Origin of the sequence: Paenibacillus sp. 102, assembly GCF_039549175.1 — a bacterium.
Taxonomy (GTDB): Bacteria; Bacillota; Bacilli; order Bacillales; family Bacillaceae_G; genus Bacillus_A.
On sequence record NZ_JBCGHT010000013.1, the window covers coordinates 39,732 to 63,958 of the forward strand.

At 36.3% G+C, this 24,227-nt stretch carries 25 protein-coding genes, 1 pseudogene and 1 other annotated feature; of the genes and pseudogenes, 21 read left to right on the plus strand and 5 right to left on the minus strand.

Annotated elements, in window-relative coordinates:
- The first annotated feature begins 4 nt into the window (after positions 1-4).
- From AAIE21_RS21660 to AAIE21_RS21700, 9 genes are all read left to right on the plus strand, one after another.
- The gene (locus AAIE21_RS21660; RefSeq protein ID WP_343268682.1) at positions 5-1,045 is read left to right on the plus strand and encodes a methionine ABC transporter ATP-binding protein; all 1,041 of its coding nucleotides are present in this window, start codon (positions 5-7) and stop codon (positions 1,043-1,045) included.
- Positions 1,020-1,688: a methionine ABC transporter permease gene (locus AAIE21_RS21665; protein ID WP_343268683.1), complete on the plus strand. Its 669-nt coding sequence runs from the start codon at positions 1,020-1,022 to the stop codon at positions 1,686-1,688. The genes AAIE21_RS21660 and AAIE21_RS21665 overlap by 26 nt, the downstream gene beginning before the upstream one ends.
- Positions 1,689-1,823: 135 nt before the next feature.
- Positions 1,824-2,195 (plus strand): DnaJ family domain-containing protein, encoded by a 372-nt coding sequence (locus AAIE21_RS21670; RefSeq protein WP_343268684.1) that lies wholly within the window; start codon positions 1,824-1,826, stop codon positions 2,193-2,195.
- Positions 2,196-2,210: 15 nt separating this feature from the next.
- Complete coding sequence (locus AAIE21_RS21675) at positions 2,211-2,525, plus strand: thioredoxin family protein (protein ID WP_343268685.1); 315 nt, start codon at positions 2,211-2,213, stop codon at positions 2,523-2,525.
- A gap of 13 nt (positions 2,526-2,538) precedes the next feature.
- Complete coding sequence (locus AAIE21_RS21680) at positions 2,539-2,790, plus strand: hypothetical protein (protein ID WP_343268686.1); 252 nt, start codon at positions 2,539-2,541, stop codon at positions 2,788-2,790.
- Positions 2,791-2,949: 159 nt separating this feature from the next.
- On the plus strand, positions 2,950-3,093 hold the full coding sequence (locus AAIE21_RS21685; RefSeq protein ID WP_343268687.1) for a histidine kinase: 144 nt from the start codon (positions 2,950-2,952) through the stop codon (positions 3,091-3,093).
- Between the two features lie 80 nt (positions 3,094-3,173).
- Positions 3,174-3,758, plus strand: a complete 585-nt coding sequence (locus AAIE21_RS21690) for a TetR/AcrR family transcriptional regulator (protein WP_343268688.1) — start codon at positions 3,174-3,176, stop codon at positions 3,756-3,758.
- Between the two features lie 63 nt (positions 3,759-3,821).
- On the plus strand, positions 3,822-5,063 hold the full coding sequence (locus tag AAIE21_RS21695; RefSeq protein WP_343268689.1) for an MFS transporter: 1,242 nt from the start codon (positions 3,822-3,824) through the stop codon (positions 5,061-5,063).
- A gap of 76 nt (positions 5,064-5,139) precedes the next feature.
- Entirely contained in the window at positions 5,140-5,391 is a 252-nt protein-coding gene (locus AAIE21_RS21700; protein ID WP_343268759.1) for a helix-turn-helix transcriptional regulator, read from the plus strand.
- 268 nt (positions 5,392-5,659) lie between these two features.
- Here AAIE21_RS21700 and AAIE21_RS21705 read toward each other — a convergent pair whose 3' ends face one another.
- Complete coding sequence (locus tag AAIE21_RS21705; RefSeq protein ID WP_343268690.1) at positions 5,660-6,943, minus strand: MFS transporter; 1,284 nt, start codon at positions 6,941-6,943, stop codon at positions 5,660-5,662.
- Between the two features lie 107 nt (positions 6,944-7,050).
- On the minus strand, positions 7,051-8,364 hold the full coding sequence (locus AAIE21_RS21710; protein ID WP_343268691.1) for an alkaline phosphatase family protein: 1,314 nt from the start codon (positions 8,362-8,364) through the stop codon (positions 7,051-7,053).
- Positions 8,365-8,497: 133 nt separating this feature from the next.
- On the opposite strand from AAIE21_RS21710, the gene AAIE21_RS21715 reads away from it, so the two are divergent.
- Together AAIE21_RS21715 and proS are read left to right on the plus strand one after the other, a co-directional pair.
- Positions 8,498-8,800, plus strand: coding sequence for a YesK-like family protein (locus AAIE21_RS21715; protein ID WP_343268692.1), 303 nt, complete (start codon positions 8,498-8,500; stop codon positions 8,798-8,800).
- A 104-nt stretch (positions 8,801-8,904) separates the two neighbouring features.
- Positions 8,905-9,112, plus strand: a binding site (T-box leader).
- Positions 9,113-9,156: 44 nt separating this feature from the next.
- Positions 9,157-10,587: a proline--tRNA ligase gene (gene proS / locus AAIE21_RS21720; protein WP_343268693.1), complete on the plus strand. Its 1,431-nt coding sequence runs from the start codon at positions 9,157-9,159 to the stop codon at positions 10,585-10,587.
- A 317-nt stretch (positions 10,588-10,904) separates the two neighbouring features.
- Here proS and AAIE21_RS21725 read toward each other — a convergent pair whose 3' ends face one another.
- Positions 10,905-12,167 carry an LPXTG cell wall anchor domain-containing protein gene (locus AAIE21_RS21725; RefSeq protein WP_343268694.1) on the minus strand — a complete coding sequence of 421 codons (1,263 nt, stop codon included), beginning with the start codon at positions 12,165-12,167 and terminating at the stop codon, positions 10,905-10,907.
- 278 nt (positions 12,168-12,445) lie between these two features.
- Between AAIE21_RS21725 and AAIE21_RS21730 the strand changes: the two genes are divergently transcribed.
- From AAIE21_RS21730 to AAIE21_RS21760, 7 genes are all read left to right on the plus strand, one after another.
- Positions 12,446-13,324, plus strand: a complete 879-nt coding sequence (locus AAIE21_RS21730) for an ROK family protein (protein ID WP_343268695.1) — start codon at positions 12,446-12,448, stop codon at positions 13,322-13,324.
- Between the two features lie 128 nt (positions 13,325-13,452).
- Positions 13,453-14,049: a TerD family protein gene (locus tag AAIE21_RS21735; RefSeq protein ID WP_343268696.1), complete on the plus strand. Its 597-nt coding sequence runs from the start codon at positions 13,453-13,455 to the stop codon at positions 14,047-14,049.
- A 23-nt stretch (positions 14,050-14,072) separates the two neighbouring features.
- Positions 14,073-14,657, plus strand: a complete 585-nt coding sequence (locus AAIE21_RS21740; protein WP_343268697.1) for a TerD family protein — start codon at positions 14,073-14,075, stop codon at positions 14,655-14,657.
- An 80-nt stretch (positions 14,658-14,737) separates the two neighbouring features.
- Positions 14,738-15,316, plus strand: coding sequence for a TerD family protein (locus AAIE21_RS21745; protein WP_343268698.1), 579 nt, complete (start codon positions 14,738-14,740; stop codon positions 15,314-15,316).
- Between the two features lie 71 nt (positions 15,317-15,387).
- Positions 15,388-16,179: a TerC family protein gene (locus tag AAIE21_RS21750; RefSeq protein WP_343268699.1), complete on the plus strand. Its 792-nt coding sequence runs from the start codon at positions 15,388-15,390 to the stop codon at positions 16,177-16,179.
- A gap of 116 nt (positions 16,180-16,295) precedes the next feature.
- A complete protein-coding gene (locus AAIE21_RS21755) occupies positions 16,296-17,927 on the plus strand; it encodes a YceG family protein (protein WP_343268700.1) in 1,632 nt (543 codons plus the stop codon).
- A gap of 18 nt (positions 17,928-17,945) precedes the next feature.
- Entirely contained in the window at positions 17,946-19,031 is a 1,086-nt protein-coding gene (locus AAIE21_RS21760; protein ID WP_343268701.1) for a toxic anion resistance protein, read from the plus strand.
- A gap of 36 nt (positions 19,032-19,067) precedes the next feature.
- On the opposite strand, the pseudogene AAIE21_RS21765 reads toward AAIE21_RS21760, so the two are convergent.
- Positions 19,068-21,730 (minus strand): annotated as a pseudogene (locus AAIE21_RS21765) (cation-translocating P-type ATPase).
- Positions 21,731-21,926: 196 nt separating this feature from the next.
- Positions 21,927-22,151, minus strand: a complete 225-nt coding sequence (locus tag AAIE21_RS21770; RefSeq protein WP_343268702.1) for a DUF1128 domain-containing protein — start codon at positions 22,149-22,151, stop codon at positions 21,927-21,929.
- Positions 22,152-22,322: 171 nt separating this feature from the next.
- Between AAIE21_RS21770 and AAIE21_RS21775 the strand changes: the two genes are divergently transcribed.
- From AAIE21_RS21775 to AAIE21_RS21785, 3 genes are read left to right on the plus strand one after another with little or no spacing between them, the layout of a single operon-like run.
- Positions 22,323-22,787: a low molecular weight protein-tyrosine-phosphatase gene (locus AAIE21_RS21775; RefSeq protein ID WP_343268703.1), complete on the plus strand. Its 465-nt coding sequence runs from the start codon at positions 22,323-22,325 to the stop codon at positions 22,785-22,787.
- A gap of 53 nt (positions 22,788-22,840) precedes the next feature.
- Positions 22,841-23,299: a DUF4075 domain-containing protein gene (locus AAIE21_RS21780; protein WP_343268704.1), complete on the plus strand. Its 459-nt coding sequence runs from the start codon at positions 22,841-22,843 to the stop codon at positions 23,297-23,299.
- Between the two features lie 6 nt (positions 23,300-23,305).
- Positions 23,306-24,175: a YihY/virulence factor BrkB family protein gene (locus AAIE21_RS21785; protein ID WP_343268705.1), complete on the plus strand. Its 870-nt coding sequence runs from the start codon at positions 23,306-23,308 to the stop codon at positions 24,173-24,175.
- The last annotated feature ends 52 nt before the right edge of the window (positions 24,176-24,227 follow it).

Here is a 24,227-nt window from a genome sequence, read left to right on the forward strand (position 1 = left end):
TATCATGATTGAATTGAAGAATGTTTCTAAAGTATTTACAACAAAAAAAGGTAAGATAGAAGCTCTGAAACCAACTTCTCTTAAAATAGAAAAAGGAGAAGTGTTTGGAATCATTGGATATAGTGGGGCAGGTAAAAGTACATTAATCCGCTGTGTAAACTTATTAGAAAAACCAACAACAGGAAATATAATTGTAAATGAGAAAGATTTAACAACCTTATCTACAAAAGGATTAGCGCAGGCGAGACAAAAAATTGGGATGATTTTTCAAGGATTTAACTTATTGAAAACAGTCAATGTTTATGAAAATATTGCATTACCTTTACGCTTAGCTGGGATTTCAAAAACGGAAATTGAAAAAAGAGTAGAAAAGTATTTACGTATTGTTGATTTGTTTGATAGAAAAGATGCGTATCCAAGCGAGCTTTCTGGTGGACAAAAACAGCGTGTTGCGATTGCACGTGCGTTATCGCATGAACCAGAAGTGTTGCTAAGTGATGAAGCTACAAGCGCGTTGGATCCAGAAACAACGGAGTCGATTTTAGATTTGTTATTAGAAGTTAATGAGAAAATTGGGATTACGATTTTGCTCATTACACATGAAATGAATGTAATTCAGCGTATATGTGATCACGTTGCTGTGATGGAGCAGGGAGCTATAGTAGAAAGTGGTACAGTGAAAAATATTTTTTCAAACCCACAACATGCAACAACGAAAAAATTTGTAAACAGTGCTTTTGCAGCCAAAATCCCGGAAGAATTACAAAAAGAACTAAAAAACACAGGGGAGATTGTAACGCTCTCGTTTATCGGGAACTCTTCAGGAGAACCAGCATTGGCTGTTGCTACAAAACGATTTCAAGTATATCCTAATATTTTATCGGGGAACATTACACAACTAAAATATGAAGCGTACGGTAAACTCGTCGTTCATATGCAAGGGGAAAAACACGAAGTACATAGGGCGTTAACATTTTTAAAAGAACAAGGAATTATTGTAGAAGGAGGTAAGGAAGAGTATGGGAAGCAAGTCCTTTTGGGATGAATGGAGTAAGATGATATGGGAAGCGACGATTCAAACATTTCAAATGACATCCATTTCACTACTTATATCAGTCATTATTGCATTGCCACTTGGCGTCACACTCGTTTTAACAAGGCCTGGTGGTCAACTAGAGAATAAAATTGTATATCCTGTTTTGAATACAATTATTAACGTCATTCGTTCTATTCCATTTATTATTCTATTATTCTTCATTCTGCCGTTTACAAAGCTCCTTATGGGAACTTCAATTGGTGTGAAAGGTGTAATTGTACCGCTTGTTGTATTTACAGCTCCTTATATTGCACGTTTAATGGAAACAGCTTTACTAGAAGTGGATCGCGGTGTAATTGAAGCATATCAAGCGATGGGAGTTTCTACTGTAAAAATTATTTGGCACGTTATGGTTAGAGAAGCGCGCCCATCTCTTGTGCTTGGTTTAACGATCGCAACGATTGGACTAATAGGTGCAACAGCAATGGCTGGACTTGTAGGAGCAGGTGGACTAGGCGATTTAGCATATCGATTTGGTCATTTGCGATATGAACCAGAAGTTATGTATGCAACGGTATTTATCTTAATTATTCTTGTTCAAGGCTTACAATCTTTAGGAAATGGGATTGCTAGAAAATTAAAGAAAGATTGATAGAATGCGGTGGCTCTATTATAAGAGGTACCGCATTTTGTATTTTTTGAAGTTCATTTTTCACACACCATATTATGGTATCATACAAACTTTTCATGTAAAATAATAGTAAAAATATGTAAGGGAGGGGACGAAGTGGATGTTTTTTTAAGTATCGCTGAAGAAAAAATTCGTCAAGCAATCAATAATGGTGATCTTGATGATATTCCTGGTAAGGGAAAACCGCTACAATTAGAAGACCTTTCGATGGTACCCCCGGATCTTAGAATGAGCTACAAAATTTTGAAAAATGCTAGAATGATTCCAGTAGAAATGGAATTACAGAAGGATATATTGAAAATAGAAGATTTAATCGCTTGTTGTTATTCTGAAACAGAACGAGCGAAACTAAAAGAGGAGTTAACAGCAAAAACCCTTCGCTTTCAACAGTTAATGGAGAAACGAAAGATAAAAGGAAATTCGGCATTTCGTATGTATCAAAATCAAGTATTTCGTAAATTACGCTAAGAGGGATAGAATAACATGAGAAAATTTCAAACGATAGAAGAATTAGTAGCATATATTAAAGCAAAAGATGTAGTGCTTTTATTCATCAAAACGGAAAATTGTGGTGTTTGTGATGTTATGTTAGAGAAAGTAAACCGCTTATTAGAACAATACCAAGGTGTAGAAAATATTGTAATTTCACTGCAGGATATGAAAAAAATTTCAGCGGAGTATTTAGTATTTACAGGGCCGACCGTCTTATTATTTCATGAAGGGAAAGAGATACTGCGCGAGTCACGATTTATTTCCTTAGAGAAGATAGAACGAGTATTACAATTATTAGAAGAATAAAGGAGGGGCTTATATGGGTTTTGTAATAGCGGCATTATTATTTTTAGTTTTCATTGGGTTGATTGTTAAATCAATTAGAAGAAATAAACGAAAAATAAATCTTTATAAAACAGGTAATGGTGATAGTACGACAACTACTGCTTCTACACCAGTTTTTTTTGCTGGGTCTGATAACTCAAATGATTGTGGAAGTTCTTTTTGGGGCGATAGTGGTTCTTCGGGCGGTGATGGTGGTAGCTGCGGAGGTGGTGGAGGCGGAGATTAAAAAGAAAGGCGCTCTTTACGGGCGTATTTCTTTTTAAACAAACGTTTGATTAGTTGGATTGAACCCGCATAAAACCAGCTAAACAAACGTTTGTTTAAGAGTTTATAAGTTTAATGTATTGATAAATAAGGAATATATGATGTTATAAGGGGAATGAAGATGGAGAAGCAGGCAAAGGTTAAAAATAAAGGGAAGGTAGCATTATTTTTATTTGTTGCAGGTGGCGTGTTTATTGTCAAACTTGGATTTAAGTTTGGAGCTATTTACACACTTCGAACATGGTTTGAAAATATTTTTTCCTAAATAAGGAATATTTCCTCTTGTAAAAGAGGTTTTATATTTGTTAATATTAGACTGAACGGTCGGTTTGATGAGGTGTGAACATGAGAAAAAGTGCAGAAGAGATAAAAAAAGAAATAGCGTACCAAGCAGAAGAACTATTTTCACAAAAAGGATACGCAGCAACATCTATGGAAGATATTTGTGAAATTACAAAGCGTAGTAAAGGTAGTATTTATTATCATTTTAAAAGCAAGGAAGAATTATTTTTATTTGTAGTAAAACAACATACGTATGATTGGCTTGAAAAGTGGAATGAAAAAGAAAAGCAGTATCATACAAGTACCGAAAAATTATACGGGCTTGCAGAGTACCATGTGGAAGATATACAACAGCCTATCTTTAGTGCAGTGGAAGAGTTTTCTATGAGTCAGGTTGTAGGTAAAGAGATTCTAGATGAAATGCTTGTTTTAGCAAGAGCGTCATATGGTGTTTTTGAGAAATTAATTGAAGAAGGCATAGAATCCGGAGAATTCCGCCAAGGGGATATCCGTGATCTTATGTATATTGTGAATGGTTTATTATCTGGGCTTGGGGTACTTTACTATGAATTAGACTCTACAGAAATGAAGCGCATTTACAAGAAGGCAATTGATGTACTGTTACAAGGAATGGCAGCTGAATCTTAAATCAGCACCTTTTCTTTTATATTAAATTAGACTGAATGGTCGGTTTAAAAAAGGGGGAATAAAATGAAAGATTTATTCAAAAATCGAGCATTTATGCTTGTTATGACTTCTGATATTTTACAGCAATTTGCAATTTGGATTCGAAATATGGCACTTTTGTATTTCGTTATGGAGCGAACAAATAATGATCCCGTCTCAGTTTCATTATTATCTGTTATGGAATACGCGCCTATTTTTATTTTTTCATTCATTGGTGGTGCGCTAGCAGATCGCTGGAATCCGAAGAGAACGATGGTAGCAGGAGATATGCTAAGTATGTTATCTATTATAGGGATTGTTTTCTTGTTAAAGATTGATTATTGGCAGGCTATATTTTTTGCTACGCTTGTTTCAGCGATTGTTGGACAATTTTCTCAGCCTTCATCTTCACGGATATTTAAACGCTATGTAGAAGAGAAACATGTTGCAAACGCCATTGCAGTAAATCAAACACTACAGTCGTTATTTATGATTTTTGGGCCAGTTGTAGGATCGATTGTTTATACACAGCTTGGGCTGTTTATTTCACTATATAGCTTAATTGGATTGTTTGTGTTATCGGCTATTATACTTTCATTTTTACCAAGATGGATAGAAAAAGAGAAAACGGAGAGTATTTCATTATGGAATGATATAAAAGAGGGATGGAGGTATGTCCTTCAAACAAAAAATTTATGTATGATTACAATTACTTTCGCAATTATGGGGTTAGCAGTAGGATTAACAAATCCATTAGAAATATTTCTTGTTATTGAACGATTAGGAATGGAAAAGGAGGCAGTTCAATATTTAGCAGCAGCTGATGGAATAGGTATGTTAATCGGAGGCGTCGTTGCGGCAGTTTTTGCCTCAAAAGTAAATCCGAAAAAAATGTTTGTGTTTGGTATGATTGTATTGGCTATGTCATTTCTTGTGGAAGGACTGTCTACATCATTTTGGATTACTAGTTTGATGCGATTTGGAACGGGAATTTGTTTAGCTTGTGTTAACATTATTGTTGGAACGCTTATGATTCAGCTTGTACCAGAGAATATGGTAGGGCGTGTAAATGGTACAATTTTACCGCTTTTTATGGGAACTATGCTAATTGGAAATTCACTAGCTGGGGGATTAAAAGAACTGACCTCACTTATTATTGTATTTTGTATAGCGATGTCACTTATTCTACTCGCGATTTTACCAATTTTACGTATGAAAATAAATGTAGAAGTTGGAAATAAAAAAGAGGATGCAAGTCAAAAGGGTGTTACGGATTCTTCGGTGTAGAAATTTTATTATGTAATTTTACTAGAAAAGGAGCGATTCACGCTCCTTTTCTATATGGGGATTTTTTGACAACGATATCCGCCAAATATATACTGATGTTGTAAAAACGATTTTACAGGTTAGGAGAAAAAATGTGAAAAATCAAATTTACGAATTCCGCACTGAAAAGAAGATTTCACAAGGTGCATTAGCTGATAAATGTAAAGTGTCCAGACAGACGATAAATGCAATTGAAAATAATAAATATGATCCAAGTTTAGCGCTGGCATTTCGTTTAGCTGAAGTGTTAGGGACAACGGTTGATCAATTATTTTTGTATAAGCAGTAGGGTTTTTATATAAATACGCATTGAAAGGTCGACATAAAACCATTCCTTGTAGATGGGAGAGAGTATCCGCTCATGGATAGAAGCGGTCGGTACCTTTTTTAGCCACATGCTATGTGAAAACAGAAGGAGCAAATGAGTGGAGAACTTCTTTTGTTTTCATAACCACGACTTAGATGTCGGGGATTAAATAGTTACATATAGTAATTGAACGATGTCGATAGAATAATAAAAAACATCCCATTCTGTATGCAGAATGGGATGTTTTTTATTATAGTGTTTCCGATTTTGGAGCAGGTGGTGTAACAGAAGTTGCATTTTCCGGTACGCGTGTTAGTATGAATCCGCCTATTATAAATAAAACGATAATACTTAGTACACCAGCATTTGTTTTTCCTGTTAGTTGCGTAGTCACCCCTACTAATACGGGCCCCATAATAGCTGCGAACTTACCGAAAATATTATAGAACCCGAAGAATTCATTTGCGGATTCTTTCGGTACAAGCTTTGCAAAATATGAGCGGCTGAGTGCCTGAATTCCGCCTTGAGAAGTTGCAACAAGCATTGCTAAAATCCAAAAATCGAGTGTTGTTTTTAAGAAATAAGCGTATGTGCAAATAATGATATAAATAATAATACCGACATATAGCATTTTCTTGCCTTTGAACGTTTCAGATAGTTTTCCATACAGTAAAGCGAATGGACAAGCGACAATTTGTGTTACAAATAAAATAATAAGTAGGTTTGTCGCACTAATACCAAGGTCTGTTCCATAAGCTGTAGACATTGTAATAATGGTATCGACACCGTCAATGTAGAAGAAATAAGCAAGTAAGAACAAAAAGACAGTGCGATATTGACGGATATTTTTAAATGTATGAGCTAAACGCTTAAAGCTCATCGTAATTGGTTTTGGGTGACGTTCAATATAATGTGTTTGTTCCACATTTTTGAGCATCGGAATCGTAAATAATCCCCACCAAAGGGCTGTAATTGCAAAGGAAATTTGACTAGCGATACCAACTGATAATGGGATTGTTCCTTTTTGTGCTAGGATAATAAGAGTAATGCAGCCGATAAAAGGAATCGTACTGCCAATATAACCTAGCGCAAATCCGCGCGTTGAAATACGATCCATTCTATCTGCTGTTGTAACATCTACTAAAAATGCATCATAAAAAATATTCGCTCCAGCAAATCCAACTAAAGCGAGCATATAGCAGCCTAGTAGTAAATACCACTGTGATGTTGGGACAACAGCTAGCATACTTGTAAATATAATACCGAGTCCAAAGAAGAATGTGAAAAAGCGCTTTTTAAATCCTTTATAATCGGCAATTGTACCGAGAATAGGAGCAAGGATAGAAATTAAAAGTGTAGAGAAAGAATTCGCATATCCCCAAAAAGCTGTGGAAGTTGCTCCAGATAGTCCTGCTTCTTTTGCAGCAGCTTTGAAATAGATAGGAAATAGTGCAGTTGTAATGATGAGGGAATATACTGAGTTTGCCCAGTCATACAATATCCAGCTTTTTTCTTGCCTGGACATTTTTTTCATATCATGTTCCTCCTTAAGTCGTTCTAATATTAGTGTACAAAAATAAAAATAGGAAAAAGAGAAACAGAGGTAAGTTTTACGTAACTTTTACATATATACAAACTTCTTTACAATTGAAGTAAATCCTCTACTACAGTTCCGTCGGTTTCACCAAGATGTAATCCGAGTAAACGCGCGATGGTAGGTCCTTCGTCAATGAGACGCATATATGGAATAATGGCCCCTTGACGAATGCCTTTTCCAGCAGCCATGAAGATGGTTTCATAGTTTGGTTTTGTTGGAGAATAGCCATGTGTACCAAACGTATACTTTTTACTAGGAGTTACATCTTTTTCTGTAATCTCTTTTATAAAATTTCCTGTATAGTTTTCAGTAAAGTAATAGCCTTCCCTTGCCTCAAGCATGAAAAGACAGTTCCCATCAGCTCCACGTTCTTTTGCATCTTCATCATGGAGTATAAATTCAATTCCGTTTTGTTTATATTGAAGAAGTTCTTCAAGAAGGTTTTGGACAGTTTGTATCGTTTGGATATCATTTTTATCTTTTACATATACGTAAGCAGAGCCATCACAGCTTTGACAATAAGCTTTCCAAGCTGTTAATTTTCCATTTTGATTTACTGAAATGAGCCCTTTTTGATGGAAAAGAACATTTAATTGAATCGCTTTATTCTCGCTTAGGGCACTATGATCGCCGAGGGCAATAATTGTACTTTGTTCGTAAATACCAGCTTCTTTTAATGCTTTGATGATCTTTCCAAGTCTTTCATCGTGTCTTTGAATAGCGGCTCTTGTTTCTGGGGAAGAAAATCCGTGATAATGCCTTTGTGTATCTAAATCTGTAAAGTGAACGAGCATGACGTTAGGTTTTTTCGTTTGTATGGTATGTACAGCAGAGGCGAGAACAAAATCATCAAGCTCAGGCTGTGATAATCCGTTTCTAATATGGCCAAAACGACGGTTTAAATCTAGCTGATACAGCGGGCTTCCACTAAATAATGAAACAAGAATTTGATTTTGCCACGGTCTGTTTGGAAAGATTTCAGGTAAGTTGTAGTCAATTTTTGCTCTTCCTGTAACAGGCCATAGAAGGGCAGCGGTTGTTAATTTCGCTTTTCTTGCCTCATCATATAATGTCGTTCCTTTAATAGAGCGGCGATACCAATGCCAATCCGGTGATTCCCTGCCAGGCTGAAGTAATGTATTGCTTACAACGCCATGTTTGTTAGGATAGTTACCAGTTACAATAGTGGCGTGACTTGGATATGTTACAGAAGGATAAATAGCTTCTACTTTTTTTGCAATTGCTCCTTGTTCTATTAAAGAGCGAAAATGAGGAAGTTCTTGTAATATAGGAAAATCTAAAGCTGATAAACAGTCAAAAGATAAAACAATTACATGATTTGTTAATGGACGGTCCATTATATATACCTCCTGTTATATAATTTATTATTATATATTACTATTAATACCTGGTGGTAAAAACTTATTTTTGAAGAAAGTTTATTGTTTATTTTTTGAATTTTAAAACATATAATAAATTATAAGGAAATGAATGGAAGGAGGGAATGGAGTGAATGGATTTGAAGTGTTTTTTATAATTGGAACTGTAACAATTCTCATTGTATTTGCTGTTTCATTTTTATTAAAGAAGCAATTTCCAAAGAGGTCGTTTGATATTATATTTGCACTTATTTTAATTCTTCTTTGTTTAGCTTTCTTTCCGTTTACCATCTTCGCTATTGGTGGGTGGGATGGAATCGGGTATGGTATTGCATGTTTCTTTGTTTTAATGGGAACAATCATTGGCATGATTACTCATCAATTTGTAAAACTCTTTCGGGGAAATTATGTGTAAATTCAGTATAAAACCCAAAAAAACGAAAAGAATATATAAAAATAAGAAAATTAGCTATTGTCTTAAAAAAGAATTTATATTATGATATTCAACAAATTTATTTTGTTATAACGATGAAAAAGGATTAGTACATGTCTCACCTTTTTGACAGAGAGAGAATCCAGTTGGCTGTAAGGTTCTTAAAAAGGCGATATGGAACCTACCTTTGCGTTCTGCATATGCAGCGGGAATTTCCCGTTATCAAAAAGAGAGCATGTACAATTTTTGTGCATGAATCAGGGTGGTAACGCCGGCAAAAGCTCGGTCCCTATTTAGGGGACGCGGGCTTTTTTTATTTTTAAAAGGAGGGAAAGAATATGGTAAAAGAACAAGTACAAGCTATTACAAAAATGGAAGAAGACTTTGCTCAGTGGTATACCGATATTGTGAAGAAAGCTGAACTCGTTGATTATTCAAGTGTAAAAGGGTGTATGATTTTACGTCCATACGGATACGCATTATGGGAGAATATGCAAAAGGTAATGGATGGAAAATTAAAAGAGTCTGGTCATGAAAATGTATATATGCCAATGTTTATTCCGGAGAGCTTACTGCAAAAAGAGAAGGATCATGTGGAAGGATTTGCACCTGAAGTAGCATGGGTTACACATGGAGGAGATGAGAAGTTAGCAGAACGTCTTTGTGTTCGTCCAACTTCTGAAACGTTATTTTGCGAGCATTTTTCAAAAATTGTTCAGTCTTATAATGACTTACCAAAACTATATAATCAATGGTGTTCAGTAGTTCGATGGGAAAAAACGACGAGACCATTTCTTCGCACAACTGAGTTTTTATGGCAAGAAGGCCATACAATTCATGAAACGGCAGAAGAATCTCAAGAAGAAACGTTAAATATTTTAAACTTGTATGCTTCTTTCTGTGAAGATTACTTAGCTATTCCAGTTATTAAAGGACAGAAAACGGATAAAGAGAAATTTGCGGGAGCAAAGGCAACATATACAATTGAAAGCTTAATGCATGATGGAAAAGCGCTTCAAACAGGAACATCCCATAACTTCGGTACGAATTTCTCTGAAGCGTTTGATATTAAATTTTTAGATCGTAATGGAAAATGGCAATATGTACACCAAACATCTTGGGGGGTATCAACAAGAATGATCGGTGGACTTATTATGGTTCATAGCGATAATAATGGGCTAGTGATGCCACCAAAGGTAGCACCAGTACAAGTTATCATTGTACCAATTGCTCAGCATAAAGAGGGTGTGTTAGAAAAAGCAACCGAGTTACAAGGACGTATTCAAAAGGTTGCACGCGTGAAAATAGATGCTAGCAATAAAACGCCAGGCTGGAAATTTAATGAGTATGAAATGAAGGGTGTTCCAATTCGCCTAGAAGTTGGTCCAAAAGATATAGAAAAAAATCAAGTTGTACTTGTCAGACGCGATACGAAGGAAAAAGAGTTTGTGTCAATGGATCAATTAGAAGAGCGTATTACATCATTACTTGATGAGATTCACGATTCTCTATTTAATAAAGCAAAAGCATTTCGCGACGAACACACATATAGTGTTACAAACTTTGAAGAAATGAAGCAAGCGGCTGATGAGAAGCAAGGGTTTATCAAAGCGATGTGGTGTGGTGAATTGACTTGCGAAGAAAAACTAAAAGAAGAGGTAGGAGTTTCGTCACGTTGTATGCCATTTGAGCAGGAAACGTTAGCAGAAGCGTGCGTATGTTGTGGTAAAAAAGCTGAACATATGGTGTACTGGGGCAAGGCGTATTAATTTCTTTTATTTTTGGGCAACGCTGTTTTCTTAATAAGATTAGCTTGAATATGGCGTATTCTCTACGTAATAAAATGAAGAACAAGTTGTGAAAGTTAGGGAGTCTCGTTTTTTCTAACAATAACAGTTTGGTCATTTACAGTTGTAATCTAAATTTTCTTTTTATAAATACTTCTAATATTTTAAAAAGGATAATGTGTAAGTTCTAAAATGGACCTTCATCTTGAAGTTATACAGTTCTAGATGAAGGTCCATTTATATTTTAATTAGGCTATATTTGTATTATGTATTTTATAGATGGAGTTATTTTGTTTTAATTATTTTACTTTTTTTCTACGAACAAATAGTGAGATTCCAAATAGGAATGTAGTAATTCCCATTAAGATTGCTGCAGGATAGTGTGTAGCAGTATTAGGTAGTTTATCACCTTGTCCTTTTACTTTATCACCTTGTCCTTTTACTTTACCACCATTGGAATCATTATCGCTTTGAGAGCCATTGCCACCTTGAGAGCCGTTACCGCCTTTGGCACCATTGCCACCTTGAGAGCCATTGCCGCCTTTGACACCATTGCCACCTTGAGAGCCGTTACCGCCTTTGACACCATTGCCACCTTGAGAGCCATTGCCGCCTTTGACACCATTGCCACCTTGAGAGCCATTGCCGCCTTTGACACCATTGCCAACTTGAGAGCCATTGCCGCCTTTGGCACCATTGCCACCTTGAGAGCCATTGCCACCTTGAGAGCCATTGCCACCTTGAGAGCCATTGCCGCCTTTGGCACCATTGCCACCTTGAGAGCCATTGCCACCTTGAGAGCCATTGCCACCTTGAGAGCCATTGCCACCTTGAGAGCCATTGCCGCCTTTGGCACCATTGCCACCTTGAGAGCCATTGCCGCCTTTGGCACCATTGCCACCTTGAGAGCCATTGCCGCCTTTGGCACCATTGCCACCTTGAGAGCCATTGCCACCTTGAGAGCCATTGCCACCTTGAGAGCCATTACCACCTTGAGAGCCATTACCACCTTGAGAGCCATTACCACCTTGAGAGCCATTACCACCTTGAGAGCCATTGCCACCTTGAGAGCCGTTACCGCCTTGAGAGCCATTGCCACCTTGAGAGCCGTTACCGCCTTTGGAGCCGTTACCACCTTGAGAGCCGTTACCACCTTGAGAGCCATTGCCACCTTGAGAGCCGTTACCACCTTGAGAGCCGTTACCGCCTTGAGAGCCATTGCCACCTTGAGAGCCGTTACCGTCTTTGGAGCCGTTACCACCTTGAGAGCCGTTGCCACCTTGAGAGCCGTTACCGCCTTGAGAGCCGTTACCGCCTTGAGAGCCATTGCCACCTTGAGAGCCGTTACCGCCTTTGGAGCCGTTACCGCCTTGAGAACCGTTACCGCCTTGAGAGCCGTTACCGCCTTGAGAGCCGTTGCTGTCCCCTTGTGAATTACCCTCATCTTGAGCCACTGCGTTTACGCCAAGGTTATGAAATTCATATTTCGCGGCATGTCCGCTACTTAGACCGCTAAAAAAGGATAAAGATAGTGCTAATGTTAAAGTAGTAATTTTTATCATTGGTGTCCTCCTAAAAATCAAATAATACTCCATCTAAAATACATCCTTTTGTAATATTTCATAGCAGAAGAGATTTTATGCAAAAAAAACCATATATAGAAAAAATGGTGTTTCACTTTATATAGAAAATGATTCAAAGAGGATATGTTAAGATTAATAGTAGAGCGGTACTTTATGTAAAAGCTGCATCAGTAAATTGTGTAAACTTCTATTAAGTATAAAAATTTATCATTTCAACGCAGAAGAATGAAAGTCATAATGTTAGGGGAAGTGATGGAGTGAAAAAATATATTGCATTTGATATTGGGGGTACACAAATTAAGTATGGGATTGTTTCAGAATTTGGAACAGTACTAGTACATCAAATAGTTTCTACAGATGCACATTTAGGTGGCGAACAAATTGTTCAAAAGCTTATCAGTTTGTCTCAAAATGTAATGAGTGAGCATAAAATTTCTGGAATTGGCATTAGTACAGCTGGAATTGTTAATATTCATAAAGGAATGATAATCGGTGGTGTGGATCATATACCGAACTATGCTGGTATTCCTATTATTGATAGATTACAAAGTATGTTGAAAGTTTCTGTGTCAATTGAGAATGATGTGAATTGTGCAGCATTAGGAGAAAGATGGAGGGGAGCAGGAAAGCAGAGGAAGAATTTTATTATGCTTACACTTGGAACGGGAATTGGTGGGGCTATTGTTATTAATTATGAGCTATATCGGGGGCATTCATTTAGTGCGGGTGAATGGGGAAACATGCAAGTAGAAGGAAAACGATTTGAAGAGATTGCATCTATTTCAGGGTTAAGTCGTCTTGTAAAGCAATATAAAGGTGATGGTAACTGGAATGGAAAAACAATTTTTGAGTTATACGATAAGAAGGATAAAGAAGTCATGGAAGCGGTTCAAGCATTCTTTAAACATTTAGCGATTGGAATTAGTAATCTTGCATATATCTTTAATCCACAAGCGATTATTATTGGCGGTGGTATTACTGAGCGTGGGAATATATTGTTAGAAGAAGTGAAAAAAGAGGTGCAGAAATATTTGGAGCAAGGAATCTATCAAAATTGTGAAATCAAACTAGCGCAAAATCGCAATCATGCAGGAATGATTGGAGCAATTTACCACTTCTTACATCCCCACGAATAAATGACATGAATGTTTTCATATAATTGAAAATTTATTCTTTTTTTCAATCGACAAATAATGCTACAATATAAGAGAAGAATACAATATTTTCCCATTTGGAAAATACCTTGTAGAAAGGAAGAAACTTCATGCCTATTATTTTAGAAAAAGGACAGAAGATTGATTTGACGAAGGGACAACCAGGAGTAGCAAAATTACAGGTTGGCTTAGGATGGGATCCGATTGGACAATCAGGTGGATTTCTATCTTCGTTATTTGGAAGCAAACCAAACATCGATTGTGATGCATCTGTGATTATGCTAGAAAATGATCGTTTTTTAAATAAAAATGATCTTGTTTATTTTGGAAATAAACTCTCTATTTGTGGAAGTATTATTCATTCAGGTGATAATTTAACAGGTGAAGGTGCTGGTGATGACGAAACAATTTTCGTAGAATTACATAAAGTTCCGAGCCGTATTAATCGTTTAGTATTTGTTGTGAATATTTATGATTGTGTGAATCGTCGCCAAGATTTTGGAATGATTCAGAACGCGTATATTCGTATTCAAAATCCACAAACACGTGAAGAATTAGCGCGTTATAATTTATCGGAAAATTACGGCGGGAAAACAACGTTAGTTGTAGGTGAAATGTATCGCCATGGCAGTGAATGGAAGTTTTCTGCAGTTGGAGAAGGTACACAAGATAAGAATTTAAGTGAGATTGTATCACGTTATCAGTAATACAATTTAAGGAGGAATAATATATGGCATCGATCTCGTTAAAAAAAGGACAAAAGGTAGATTTAACAAAAACAAATCCAGGTCTTTCTAACGTTCTTGTAGGTCTTGGGTGGGATACAAATCGTTATGATGGACAAAATGATTTTGATTTAGACGTTAGTATTTTCCTGGTAGGTACAAATGGAAAAGTATCAGGTCCAGAAGACTTTGTTTTTTATAATAATCCAAAGGGAGCAAACGGTTCTGTAGAGCATTTAGGAGATAATCGCACTGGTGAAGGCGCAGGCGATGATGAAGTAATTAAAGTAGATTTAAAGAATGTTCCTGCTCACATTGAGCGTATTTGTTTTACAATTACAATTTATGATGGAGAAAGCCGTAGCCAAAACTTCGGACAAGTATCTAATTCTTTCGTACGTATTGTAGATGAAGAAAAAGGCACAGAGTTAATTCGTTACGATTTAGGAGAAGATTTCTCTATCGAAACAGCAGTAGTAGTCGGTGAATTATATCGTCATGCTGGGGACTGGAAGTTTAATGCAATCGGAAGCGGATTCCAAGGTGGATTAGGTGCTTTATGTAACAACTTTGGTTTAGATGTAGAGTAATAAGACAAATATACATGAGTGAACATGTACTTTGCTCATGTATATATTTTTTAGAATCATAGTATAAGAGGTGAATATAGATGGTTATTCAATTACAAAAAGGACAGAAAATTGATCTAGGTAAAACAAGTCCAGGTCTTACAAAGGCAGTTATCGGCCTTGGATGGGACATTAAGTCATATGACGGTGGATCTGACTATGATTTAGATGCATCTGCCTTCTTATTAGATGCAAATGGAAAATGTACGAAAGAAACAAATTTTATTTTCTATAACAATTTACAATCTCCTTGTGGATCGGTTTTACATACAGGTGATAACCGTACTGGTGCTGGCGAAGGTGATGATGAGCAACTTGTTGTAGATTTAGCGAAAGTTCCAGCAGATGTGCATAGAATTGCAATTACCGTTACGATTTATGATGCAGAAGGACGCAATCAAAACTTCGGACAAGTTGCAAATGCATTTGCTCGTCTAGCAAACGAAGAGACAAATGAAGAAGTTCTTCGTTTTGACTTAGGGGAAGATTTCTCCATCGAAACAGCAGTTGTCTTTTGTGAATTATATCGTCATAATGGACAGTGGAAGTTTAATGCAGTAGGAAGTGGATTCCAAGGTGGGTTAGGTGCGCTTGTAAGAGCGTATGGCTTGGATGCGTAAGAGGGAAACGAACTTCGTTTCCTTTTTTCGCCTTTCTATAAATCTAGCAAAGAATAGGGGACAACAGTAAGATGAGCATTTTACAGGGAATCCTTGATACGTATGCCCAATTTTTTGATTTGGACATGTGGATTAGAGTATTGCAAGATCCAGTATCATGGGGGTTAATCGGTACACTTGTTGTACTCGAAGGTTTATTATCTGCCGATAATGCACTTGTGTTAGCGGTAATGGTAAAACATTTACCAGAGGAAAAACGTAAAAAAGCATTATTCTATGGACTTATTGGAGCTTATGTATTTCGTTTTATCGCAATTGGAATCGGAATGTTCTTAATTAAATTAGCTTGGGTGAAAGTTCTTGGTGCACTTTACTTGGCTTGGTTATCAGTGAAGTACTTCATTGATAAGAAAAAAGGTGAAAATGAAGAAGAAGAAGCTCATGGTATGAATCAAAACAGCATCCTCTTTAGAATATTTGGTGTTTTCTGGGGAACAGTTGTCATGGTTGAATTAATGGATATCGCCTTTTCAGTAGACAGCGTTCTTGCAGCATTTGGTGTTTCCAATGAAGTTTGGATTCTACTATTAGGTGGAATGCTTGGTATTTTAATGATGCGTGGTATTGCTGGTGTATTTTTAAAATTACTAGAACGTATTCCAGAGCTTGAAACGACAGCATATATTTTAATTTTAATCATTGCAACGAAAATGTTGTTGTCTGTCGTTGATATTCACATTAGCCATACAGTATTCTTTATTATTTTAGTTGTTGCATTCGGAGCAACATTTATTTTGCATTATATGCGAAATTCTGGACAAGCTCGCGAAGAGGTTGCAGCTACTAAGAAAGAAGATAAATAATTGAAATGGGTTAGCTCGTTATACGAGCGCCCATTTTTTATAACCTAAAATAGTTTATAATAAAGAGATAAGATATTATTTCTTAAAAAGTAAATGTTTTTCGGAGGTGAACTGTCGTGTTTTCGCGTTTTACACTTCATCCACATGCATTAAAAGAAGAATCTGATTTAAAACAATTTGAAACGATTTTAGAAAAGCGCCCACAGTATGAATTAACAGAGAATGGGATGAATTTTAGTTATATAGCTTGTCGCATTCTTGGCGTCCCAAACGATGTAGATGAATATTTTAATGAACTATTTGATTATAGCGAAGCAAACGGAATTACTGTACTGCACGAACAGAATTTAAATAAAGTGATCGATTCTGAGAAGCTTCGCCAAATTCAAGAAGTATTTACATTACATCAAGAAGCACCAAACGGACTTACTGTAAATCGCCTTGTTGCACATTTATCAGGAAAGCAATTGTTACCAAAAGTAGATAATCCAGATTTACAACACTATATACATACAACATTTATCTCTGTATTAAAATTGTACGAGGAACAACATAATCAATCATTAAAAACAGAAGGTTTTCGCCGTTTCTTAATTGATATCATTAAATTAAGCGAAAATTATGTAGCGCAATGGTTTTCTACAATTAATTATAAGAAACAAATGCCTCGCATCGTTTGGTACGGAGATGCGAAGGAGAGTCGAATCTATTTCTTGTACTTCCTTATTATGCTCGGATGTGATGTTTTATATTATCATCCAGAAGGAAAAGATGGCTTTGAAAGTGTTGATGATGAAGAGAAGACATTTGTTATTTCTCACCCAGGTCGTATTTCATTAGAAGCATTTCCAGATAGACGCAGGGAACGTGTCGCAACGGTTGCTTACCAAGCATCGAAAGAAATTGAACAAGTACTCCACCATGATAATTCTTTATTATACAAACCGTGGCAATTCCGTACATATACTCCTGTAGCACGTACACTGAAAACAACATATGATGAACTATTTTTGATTACGAAAGAAAAGGCATTTGTACGCCCAACATTCTTTGTGGAAAATAAACATATTTATATTCCATCTTTATTTGCGAAAGTATCTGGTGTTTCAAAAAATGAAAAAGAATACTTTCAAAGGTTGAAGACAGTAACGTCATTTGATAACAGCCTGTTAATTAATACATTTCCAATTACAAAAGAACAAAAAGCAAATTTCCAATTCCATTATCGAGATGCATTAGACCGCGCTGGGAAACTACATCCCGATCAAATTATGAACAGTCATTGGTGGCCGCATAAGCGTTTACCTGAAGGGCTGCAACATGGGATTGCAGAAGCGATTATTCATACGTGTGAAAGTGAACTTTGTAAACCTGTGGGAAAAGAAACAAAACCAGATGTAGCACTGTATGTTTTTGCGCAGCTTTCGCAAATTCCGCCCAATATTTTAGAGTTACTTGAGAAATTTGATTATTCGCAAGAAGTACCAAAAATTGTTATATTTAATAATGAGAAAAGCGGAGAATTAACTCGTTCTGATGCTGTCTTGCTGTTGTTCTTAAATCAAATCGGAATTGATGTACTGCACTTCAATCCGACAGGAAGAAATGATATTGAACCGTATATTGAAGCGGGGGCATTCGATTCGCATTGGCTCGAAGAAGTGAATTTTGATCTTGAATTTCATGGTCCATCGGCCTATAAGAACTTATCTCAAACAATAAAAGGGCTATTCCGTCCATTTTTATAAAGAAGGGAAGAATAACATATGAATAACAATCCTATCGTATTAGATCCGAAAACCGAATTAAATGAGCAAACAGCACAAGATGTTCGCTTGCAACTGAGACAAGATGCTGAAGTGCAACGTATTTATAATGCTGTTGATATTAAAGATCAATTGGAATTAATTGAACTTGGAAAAGAACCTTCTATGGAAATTTCTCGTTTTGCGGATCAAATTTTACATACGATGTCCTTATCCAAGATAGAGGATTCCGGTGAATTACTAAAGCAACTTGGTAAGATTATGGACAGATTTGATAGTAAAGATTTCGCGGAAGAGAAAAGTGGCTTTTTCTCTCGTATGTTTAAAAAAGCAGATAAAATGATTGAACAAATCTTTAGTAAGTATCAAACGATGGGCCGTGAAATGGACAAAGTGTACGTGGAAATTACGAAATACCAAGACGAAATGAAAAAATCAATCGGTACGTTAGATGGCCTATATGAACAAAACTTAACATATTATTTAGACTTAGAGAAGTATGTAGTAGCAGGAGAAATGTTGCTAGAGCGTTTAAATACAGAGTTAGTTCCAATGTATGAAGAACGTGTTCGTAACAATGATCAATTAGCAGGTATTGAATTAGAATCTTTGAGAAACTCTGTCGAAATTTTAGAACAACGTATTGATGATTTAGAGAAGGCTCGTATGGTTGCGCTATTAACAGCACCACAAATTCGCATGATTCAGCGTGGTAATAACAAATTAATCGGTAAAATTAATACGGCGTTTATTACAACAATTCCTATTTTTAAAAATGGAATTATTCAAGCTGTGAACGCAAAGCGTCAAAAGCTTGTTGCTGATTCTATGGCTGAGCTCGATCGTCGTACAAATGAGTTACTTAAGAAAAATGCCCAAAATATTGCAACGCAAAGTGTAGAGGTAGCGAGACTTTCTGGTTCTTCTAGTATTAAAATGGAGACACTTGAAGAAACATGGAATATCATTTCAAGAGGTATGCAAGAAACACAGCAAATTGAAGAGCAAAACAAACGCGAGCGTGAAGAAAGTCGTAAACGTATGGCGGAACTTACAGAGAATATTAAAAAAGAATTGCAAGGGTAATTTGAAAAAGGCAATGAGGAGATTCCTCATTGCCTTTTAGTTTTTCTTAAACACTTTGATAATCTCAGTTACAACAAGCGGAATAATACTTAGTACTATAACAAATCCCCAGTCTTTTAATGTTAAGGAGTGTACCCCAAATATGTTGGCAATTGGCGGTATTGAGATAATACATATTTGCATTAGGATACCGATAAGCAGGGAGAAAACTAAGTATTTATTTGTGAATATTCCAATTGAAAAGATTGATTTTGTACTAGATCGTAAGTTGAATGAATAAGCTGTGAAAAACTAAGTACGACAAATGCCATCGTTTGAGCATGTAGTAATGCATCGTCATTAATTTGAGATGGGAACAGCGGGAAGATATTTGTATCTCCTGTATATAATTTCGCTCCAACAATAAAAGCGATTAAAGTAAGGAGCCCTATGACAGTCCCGTTTAGAATAAGAAAAGAAACACTACCTTTAAACAAGCTTTCTTTTTCCCCGCGTGGTTTGTCTTTCATCACATCTGGGTCTTCTGGATCAACGCCTAGCGATAGGGCGGGGAGTGTATCTGTAATTAAGTTCACCCATAAAATGTGAATTGGACGAAGCGGTGTAGCCCACCCTAGTAAAATAGCTAAAAATAGTGCAATAATTTCTCCAAAGTTGCAAGAGAGTAAGAAAAGAATGGATTTTTTTATGTTGCGATAAATATTTCTTCCTTCTTCAACAGCTTTGACAATAGATGAGAAGTTATCATCTGTTAAAACCATGTCAGCCGCACCTTTAGCGATATCTGTTCCGGTAATGCCCATTGCGACTCCGATATCTGCTTGTTTTAAAGATGGTGCATCGTTGACACCATCCCCAGTCATAGAAACAATATTTCCTTTTGCACGTAGTGCCCCCACAATTTTAACTTTATGTTCAGGAGAAACACGCGCAAATACATTTAAATGATTAATTTCATTTGCTAATTTTTCATCTGAAATACGATCTAAGTCTGTTCCAATCATGACTTCAGATTCTTTTTCAGCGATGCCGAGTGCCTTTGCGATAGCAAAGGCAGTATCTTTATGATCGCCTGTAATCATAATGGTACGAATTCCTGCCTTTTTACATTCAGCAATAGAGGCCTTTACTTCGGTTCGAGGGGGATCAATCATACCGACAAGCCCTATAAATATAAGATTTTCTTCCATGTGATCCTTGGCGATGTTTTGTGTGTCATACTGTTTGAAAGCAAAAGATAGTACGCGCAAAGCTTCTTGTGACATCATTTGAGCAGTTTCTAATATTTGTTCTTTATCTGCGTCGGTTAAAATTCTCGTCTTACCATTTATAAAAATATGGGTACAACGAGGTAAGAGTTTATCAATTGCTCCTTTTGTCATGCTGTAATAGTTTTCATCATATTCATGCAATGTTGACATCATTTTGCGCTCGGAGTCAAATGGTAATTCATTCACACGTCTATGTTGAACTTCTAACGTATCTTTTTGAAAATCAAAGGTGCTACCGGCAACAAGAAGAGCAATTTCTGTTGGATCCCCAGTCTGTGATTCGGTTGTATAAGATGCATCATTACATAAAATCATATTTTCTAATAATAGGCGCTGAGCGTCATTGTTTGCGTTTAAATTCTCTAATTTGTCGTATGTATGGTCACTATAGAAGTGAGTAACTGTCATTTTATTTTGTGTTAATGTACCAGTTTTATCTGAACAAATAATCGTAACAGAACCGAGTGCTTCGACGGCTGGAAGTTTACGGATGATAACGTTTTGTTTAATCATACGCTGTACGCCAATTGCGAGAACGATAGAAACAATTGCTGGTAATCCTTCTGGAATCGCAGCAACGGCTAAGCTAATGGCAGTCATAAACATTTCTAAGGTGTCTCGGCCTTGAAAATATCCGATGAGGAACATAATGATACAGATTGTTACAGCTACAAAGCCTAAATATTTTCCGACTTGCGCTAAGCTTTTTTGAAGTGGTGTTGCATCATCATCAGCTTCATGCAAGAGAGTAGCAATTTTTCCGATTTGTGATTTCATTCCCGTTTCAACAGCAACACCAACGCCTCGTCCGTACGTAACAAGAGTGGACATAAAGGCCATATTTTTTTGATCCCCTAGTGGGATTTGTTCTTCATTTTGAAGTGAAGGATGATAAAGTGAGTCTTTATCAACAGGAACAGATTCACCTGTTAAAGCAGATTCCTCAATTTTTAAATTTGCAGTTTCAATAAGGCGTAAGTCACAAGGAATATATCGTCCTGCATCGAGCATAACGATATCTCCTGGGACGACCTGTTCGGCTGGGATTTCTTTTAATTCACCATTTCGTTTTACAATTGCTTTAGGCGTAGCCATCTTTTTTAATGCTTCTAGTGCTTGTTCTGCTTTCGATTCTTGAATGACACCAATTACAGCGTTTAAAACAACAACGAGAGCGATAATGCTAGCATCGGCCCATTCACCTACAAAGGCAGAGATAAGAGCGGCAATTAAAAGAACATAGACGAGGACATCGTTAATTTGGGCAAAAATACGTTGCCATAAAGTTCGTTTTTGTTTTGTTGTGAGTTCATTTCGACCATGTTTTTCTAATCGAATTTGCACCATTTCTTCTGTTAAACCATATTGTTCATTTGTTCCAAGTTCAAGTATGGTTTGATCTGTTGTCTTCCCGTACCAATTGCTCATAGATAAAACACCTCCAGTAAAAGCAGTTAGCGATGGTAATACGATAAATCTTGAAAAATAAAATGGAATTTGGTGTGGGGTCTATGATGAGGTTCTCTTTTTATTGTACAGCATTTGGAAAATAGATGTAGAAAAGTGAAGGGATGTCATGAATTTGTTGGAAATACAAAAGTCCCTTTGGACAAGGGACTTTTCTTTATTTTTTAATTAACATACCTAATTCTTCTGTAATAGCCTGCATTTCACTAATACTAAATGTTTCACGTTTCATTACATGATCATAAATGTCACGTAGATCCTCATACATTTCTTCATTAAAGCTTTCAGCGCGCATTGCTCCTGCATTTACCATACGTAACTTTTCTTTAATAGCTTCGACCATATATTCAACATTTTCTTGCGATTTTACGGATAAATCCACCGAAGTGTCCCCCTTTGAAATAACATAAGGCTATCTTAACATTTTTTATCATTTTCGTTAATGAATCTTTTCAATCATATTAATTTAGTAGGAATTTCCTTTATAATTAATAATTGGTTGTTTATACTATATGTATATATAAGAAATGCACCCAGAAGGGAAGAAACAAATATGGTTCAAGTATTATTTGTTTGTCTTGGAAACATTTGTCGCTCTCCGATGGCAGAAGCGATTTTTCGTAATCTTGTCGTGCAAGAGGGGATAGAAGATAAGATTCATATTGATTCTGCAGGAACAGGAGATTGGCATATTGGCCATCAGCCTCATGAAGGAACACAAAAAATTTTAAAAGAAAATGAAGTCTCTTTTGAAGGAATTAAAGCACGTCAAGTAGAAAAAGAAGACTTAACAAAGTTTGATTATATTATTGCCATGGACAACAAGAATATAGCGGATTTAGAAAGTTTAGGTAAAGCTGGAGGCTATATTGGTAGACTGTCCGATTTTGTTCCAGACGTTGGCTGGACGGATGTTCCTGACCCTTATTTTACAGGGAACTTTCAAGAAGTATATGACCTTGTAACAGAAGGGTGTGCAAAATTGTTAGCATTCATTCGAAATGAGCAAGGAATATGAGAAAGATTAGAAAGAAATACTTTCTATCATAAGAAATGAAAGGGTGAAGGAATATGGCAAAGAAGAATAAGATAGCTCGAAACATTGCGATTGGTGTAGCAGCAGGTGTAGCTGTTTCCATGCTGAAAAAAGAAAATCGTGAGAAAGTAAAAAATACGGCAGAAAAAGCAAAATCAAAGATGATTGAAATTGGTGAGAATGCAAAGATTAAAGAAAAAGTGCAAACTGTTACAGATAAAGGACGCGAACTTGCAGATTTTAATGTAGTAAAGGCGAAGGTAGCGGAAATTAAGAAATTAACACCAGCTGTTGTTGAAACACTAAAAGAAACGAAAGAAATCTTTAGTAAGAAAAAAGCTGAGCCGGAAGAAAAAACAGAAACAATTGAAATTCAAGCAATTTCTCCAGTATCAGAAGAGGTAAAGGGAGAAGAAACAGTGATTGCTGAGGGGAAAAAAACGGAAGCATACATTGAGTTGAAGCAAGATAAAGAAGAGAAGAAAAGCGTTTAGATAAATATGAAAAAATTTCTAGAGAAAGCAAGGGGAAATCGTGTCTATTCGTTTGGGAAGGATCTATATGACCGAACGATGCGAGATGACGTAGCGGGCTTAGCAGCACAGCTCGCTTATTTCTTCTTGCTTGCTATTTTTCCTGGGCTTGTTTTTTTAATTACACTTCTTGGATTTATTGACATACAAACAGAGAATGTGCTCAGTTTATTGGAAGCTTATGTACCCGAAGAAGCGATGAATTTAATTGAAGTGAATGTAGATACAGTTGTAAATGAACAAAATGGTGGTTTATTATCGTTTGGTTTATTATCGATGTTATGGTTTGCTTCAAATGGTGTAAACGCAGTGATGAATGCTTTTAATCGTGCCTATGATGTAAAAGAAACACGATCTTTCATTACTACGAGGGCTTTATCTATTGTGCTTACACTAGCAATGATTTTTATGATTGTCTTTGCTTTAATTGTGCCTGTCTTTGGACAGGTAATTGGGGCAGCTGTTTTTAGAGCGCTTGGTTTATCAGAGAGTTTTTCTTTCGTATGGAGTATTACACGGTTAGTAGCTAGTTTCTTGGTTTTATTTTCCTTGTTTAGCTTTTTATATACATTTGCACCTGATCGAAAGTTAAAAAGAAGAGAAGTTGTGTCAGGAGCGTTATTTGCTACTGTAGGGTGGATTGTGGTATCGTACTCATTTGCCTATTATGTAGATAAGTTTGCCAATTATGCTAATACATATGGTGGTCTTGGTGGTATCATCATTTTAATGTTATGGTTTTATTTAACTGGTTGGGTTATTCTACTTGGCGGAGAAATTAATGGCTTATTACATTTTTATAGAACAAGTGACAATAATTTCCGTGATGAGAAATAAAGTTCTGTTCCATAATAAAAAGGAACAGGGGGGATACAAGATGAGTAACAAT